Raw genomic sequence first — 4,672 nt, forward strand, 5'->3', positions numbered from 1 at the left:
AGGTAGTCGTCACAGCCTGGGTTGGGTTTGCCATTAGTATCAGACATTTCATAAACAATGTCATCGGTGATCGTAATGTCTCCTGAGGCAAATAATGTCACAACGCCATCGACCGTTCCTTTAACTTTAATGCTGCCCAAAACCTGTATAAAACCGTTTAGCTCATCCATATTTCTTATCTCATTATTCGTGTCCCAGACTTTCGTGCCTCCGTCGAAATGCCAGACGCTATACTGCAGGGTGCCGTTTGCTTTGAATTTGAGCTTGGCTTTTCTCCCAAAACGGACGTCGATAAGCAGGGGGGGAGGCTCTGTATTTTCAGACCAATAGTTATCCAGAACATCCTGCTCAGTTGGAAAAATGACCGGTGGGACACCGAGTTGATAACTGTGTTGAAAATCAGGATTGAAAGGACTGCCTTGATTAAATGAAGAAGCTGTACTGGTGACCTTTCCCATAAATACCGGGCTGCCAACGATTGAAATCTGGTCGTTACTATGAACCGGGCCTTCAAGTAAATCTCCGGTGTTGAACCAGATGGTGCCGCCTTCATCCCCAGTCAAGTAACCGAACTTATTAAAAGTCGTGGTCAGCATTTCAATTTCAAGTTTCCTGACCGTCAGGTCAACTTTCCCTACTGAACTGATTTTATATTTTTTTAAATAAGTTCCGGGATTTCCGTTATCCGGGTCGACTGTCACGGTGAAAGTGCCGCCACCCTCCGGATGTTGGTTGTAATGCAAAAACGCAGCGGTTCCTCCCGGTGGTGGATCCTGAAACTGCAGCCAGCGATAAGTCAATTCAAGGCCGCTTTCTGCTAACCAAAATGCTTGCGATGAATTCAGGCTTCTCACGCCCAATCGACTGTCCGTGACAACCGTTGAAATTGTCAAGTAACCCAGAATCGATAAAAACAATGCTGCAATGATCGTCATGATCAATGAGATCCCTCGTTCGTCAGAGAATAATTTAATCATATTCACCCTTTGGTTTCACTGAAGTTTATGGACTACGCTCACCATGAAGAGAGTTTACTTCATCCCTTCGGCAGGCTCAGCGCAGGCCTGAGTGGATTTTAGTCACCCGCGATGTTTTCTTGTCAGACTCAAATTAGTAATTTGTCATGAACGCCACCATGACGCAATCTCCTATGTCCGGATGTGTAACCCGAACCGTGATTTTCTTGTCGGTAGCTTGAGTTGTAATTTCGACATATCGGTTAAAACCTGGAAAGTCATCCACATTTGTTTCATAGGGATAGTTACTTTCTTGTATGTAGCCATAGCCCCGGGTTTTTTTATCAGAAAAAAGTTCTTCCATTTTTACGTTGGCTAAATTCGCTGAGGTGTTCATGAATTCAACATTCATACTGCCCAACATACTGGTAGACATCATGGTCATTGTCGCAAACAAAGCAATGCTCGCAAACATGATGGTAAAGATGATTTCGATCAAGGTAAAACCGTGGTTGTCTTTCAGAAAAGCGTTCAACTTTTGAGTGCTAAATTTATTTACTAACAGCTTTTTCATAAAGAATTCAGAAAATTTCGAGGAGTGACTTTTATTTTTGAATTAATCACTTGACTGTGGACCGTATTTGACAAATTCAGTTCAATTACTCTAATTTCAGTTGGGTCGGGAACCGGGTCATCCAAAGGGTTACCGGCGTCATCAAAATAATAAAAGTAAAAATTACTCACGCCATCGACGAGTAAATCGCCGTTACGAAGAATTTGATTGTTTTGATATTTATAAGAAATCATCGTGGTGTCAACGTCGTCAAACGTGAGCGAATCTACAGAAGCATGAAAAATACTTTCCGGATTTAAAACTTGACGAATGTCGCGGGTCATGACATGAAAGGCATAGCGCGAGCTCTGTAATTCATCTTTGCGATCGGCGATCATCTCATAAGTATTGATCTCATAATAAATTATTTTTGAAATAAAGCCCGATAATATGGCAACAAGCACCATAACCAGGATAAGTTCGATCAGTGTCATGCCGGACTCTGATTTTACTTCGTAAGCTTTGTCTTTAAAGATCTTCAATTCGCACGAATCCTGTATTAGCGGTAATAACAACTTTCTTTTCATTGTTAATGGACACCAAAATCAACTCCCCTGAAAAAGAGTTGCCGGCGTTTCTGGGTGAGCCGCTGGTCCCGAAATCCAGCCGCCCCCCTGAAAAAGCCGTGCCTGTAATCTGCACTGAGCCGAATTCACCAGGTGTTCCAAGCTGAACCACAAAGTCTCCTCCGCCCATGGGATTCTGCATATAACTTTCGTCATCCCATTTTAAGTAGTACTGATTGTTTGTTAGATCGATATAAACTCTTGAGCCCCTACCCTCGGTTAGAGCGAGGTCGCGGGCGTAACGGACGTCTGAAGCTATCTTTAAAGTGATGGCGTTAATTTGTAGTCTCTCGTGAGATTCAGTGTAATTAGCAACGACCGCATAGGACAGGATACCCACAATTACAATGACAACTGTCAGTTCAATAAGGGTAAAGCCATTTTGGTTTTTAAAAGTCGCGCAACGTTTTTTCACTTGAGCTAACCTGGTTTGGTTTTTAAAAAAGAAGGGAAGCCAAAATTTTCAGCTTCCCTTCAAACTCTTCTATCCTAAAATTAAACAAGTACTGTCTCCTTAGCGGGGATGGTTTGTAGTGGTGCAGCTGGCAGTACCGGTAACGTTGTTATAGGTGAAATTTCCCGGTGTGACCGGGCAAGTGGGTACATTGCCATCTCTAAACATGCTTCCTGCTAAGACGGTCGGGAATTGGGCATTGCCGGCAATGGCACTGTCAGCATAAGCAATTGAAGCGGCCGCATCTACTGAGCCCTGGTTCGCCTTACATTGTGAAGTTTCAGCACTCGCACTGAGATCAACGAACTGGGGAACGGCGATAGCTGCCAAAATACCGATGATTACGATCACCATAATTAATTCGATGAGAGTAAAACCACTTTGGTTGTTCATAAAAATACCTCCATAACTGGTTAAAAATTTCCAACATCCATTAATGTTACTTCTTCCGGACCTTTGTTAAGCAAGCCGCGTGCCACTTTTTACCAAACCAAATATTTTTCTTATTAACTCTTAATAATCAATTGTTTAATCATAGTTTTTAAAACACAAAAAAATGTTTTCAATAAATATCTGCTTGTGCCGATTCGGTATAAAATGACACGCACCGGGAATTTCATTCCTACTAACTACTTGTTTTTTTTAGAAGAAAAGCGGCTGTGTTTCGAAATGGTATGCTGTACCGATTCTGGATTGCAGAAATTCGATGAGCGAAAACCTATTAGCGAGGAGTGTGAAGGAGATAAAGTCTACTGCGCCAATGTAGTGAGACTCCACATGGGTAGAAAAATTGCAAGCGCTAAGAAAAGAACAATTACGCCGACGCCAACCGTTAGAACCGGCTCTATCATTGAGGTGAGATTTTTGACCGCATACTCCACTTCGGTGTCATAATGTTTTGATACGTTTAAAAGCATAGTATCCAAAGAACCGGACTGTTCGCCGATTGAAATCATTCGGATAACCATGGGTGGAAAAATCTTTCCTTCGGACAGAGGCCCTGCAAGGCCCGCCCCTTGAAGAACTCCAGCTGCGGCTTTTTCAATTTCTTTTCCGATAACTATATTTCCAACGGTTTTCGCAGTTATTTCCAGAGTCTGAAGAATCGGTAAGCCACTGCTATTTAAGGTTTCGAACATTCTGGTAAATCTCGACATTGCGGTTTTTAGATTTAAGTCACCGAAAATGGGAACCGTGATCATAAACTGATCCCAGCGAAAGGCGCCCTTTTCAGTTTTTATGTATTTAAAAAATCCGAAAGCAATTGCAGAAAGGCCGGCAATCACTAAATACCAGTAATTCGAGAGCACATAATGAAACCCAATTAACAGTCGAGTCGGCAGAGGCAATTCGATTTTCATTTTCGTAAACAAGTCAATGAAATTAGGCACAACTAACATCATCAAAGCGACAAAAGCGAGAACGAGAGTCACGACAACAATAATCGGGTAACGCATAGCACTTTTAATGCGTGCATTGGTTTCCTGCTCATGCTCCATGAGCTCGACTAACCTTTCTAGCACCTTATCGAGCGCGCCGCCCATTTCACCCGCTTTGATAGAGTTGATATAAAGCTCAGAAAATTCTTTAGGATGCCGTTTTATAGCGTCGGAAAGGCTCAACCCGCTCTCGATATCGACATAAATTTTTTCGATGATTTCCTTGAGTCCCTCGCTATCGGCTTGCTCGACCAGGGCATCAAGACAGGACAGGAGCGGCACACCGGCCCGAAGTAAAGTGACAAGCTGCCTGGTGAACATAACTACTTCGGCGTCTTTTAATTTCCTTCTATTTGAAAAAAGTTTGAGGTTGAGCCCGCCGCCAGACTGTTTAATTTTAAGAGGCAAATAACCAAGTTTATCGAGGTATCTGGTGACAGCGTCGGAATCTTTTGCCTCCATGACCTCGGTAACTTCAGAACCGTCAGGTTTAATGGCTTTGTATTCAAATTTCGGCATTTTTTAAAAATAAAATTGACAAGAAATCAAAAAATCTAGTCCGCAGGCGTCACTTCGGCAAGCTCAGTGCAGGCCCGCCGAGGATTGCCTCGGTAACAGAATCTGGAAAACGCTCAGCGAGGCAT

6 protein-coding genes are annotated in these 4,672 nt (G+C 42.8%); all 6 read right to left on the minus strand.

The window, feature by feature from the left end:
• A partial coding sequence (locus IH879_06655) for a DUF4900 domain-containing protein (protein ID MCH7674617.1) occupies positions 1-977 on the minus strand: 977 nt, incomplete at its 3' end.
• A gap of 133 nt (positions 978-1,110) precedes the next feature.
• On the minus strand, positions 1,111-1,530 hold the full coding sequence (locus IH879_06660; GenBank protein ID MCH7674618.1) for a type II secretion system protein: 420 nt from the start codon (positions 1,528-1,530) through the stop codon (positions 1,111-1,113).
• Positions 1,527-2,051 carry a prepilin-type N-terminal cleavage/methylation domain-containing protein gene (locus tag IH879_06665; GenBank protein MCH7674619.1) on the minus strand — a complete coding sequence of 175 codons (525 nt, stop codon included), beginning with the start codon at positions 2,049-2,051 and terminating at the stop codon, positions 1,527-1,529. Before IH879_06665 ends, IH879_06660 begins: the two co-directional genes overlap by 4 nt.
• Positions 2,038-2,550, minus strand: a complete 513-nt coding sequence (locus IH879_06670; protein ID MCH7674620.1) for a prepilin-type N-terminal cleavage/methylation domain-containing protein — start codon at positions 2,548-2,550, stop codon at positions 2,038-2,040. Before IH879_06670 ends, IH879_06665 begins: the two co-directional genes overlap by 14 nt.
• A gap of 99 nt (positions 2,551-2,649) precedes the next feature.
• Positions 2,650-2,982, minus strand: coding sequence for a type II secretion system protein (locus tag IH879_06675; GenBank protein ID MCH7674621.1), 333 nt, complete (start codon positions 2,980-2,982; stop codon positions 2,650-2,652).
• A 356-nt stretch (positions 2,983-3,338) separates the two neighbouring features.
• Entirely contained in the window at positions 3,339-4,547 is a 1,209-nt protein-coding gene (locus IH879_06680) for a type II secretion system F family protein (GenBank protein MCH7674622.1), read from the minus strand.
• Between the last annotated feature and the right edge of the window lie 125 nt (positions 4,548-4,672).

The organism is candidate division KSB1 bacterium (assembly GCA_022562085.1).
GTDB lineage: Bacteria > Zhuqueibacterota > Zhuqueibacteria > Oceanimicrobiales > Oceanimicrobiaceae > Oceanimicrobium.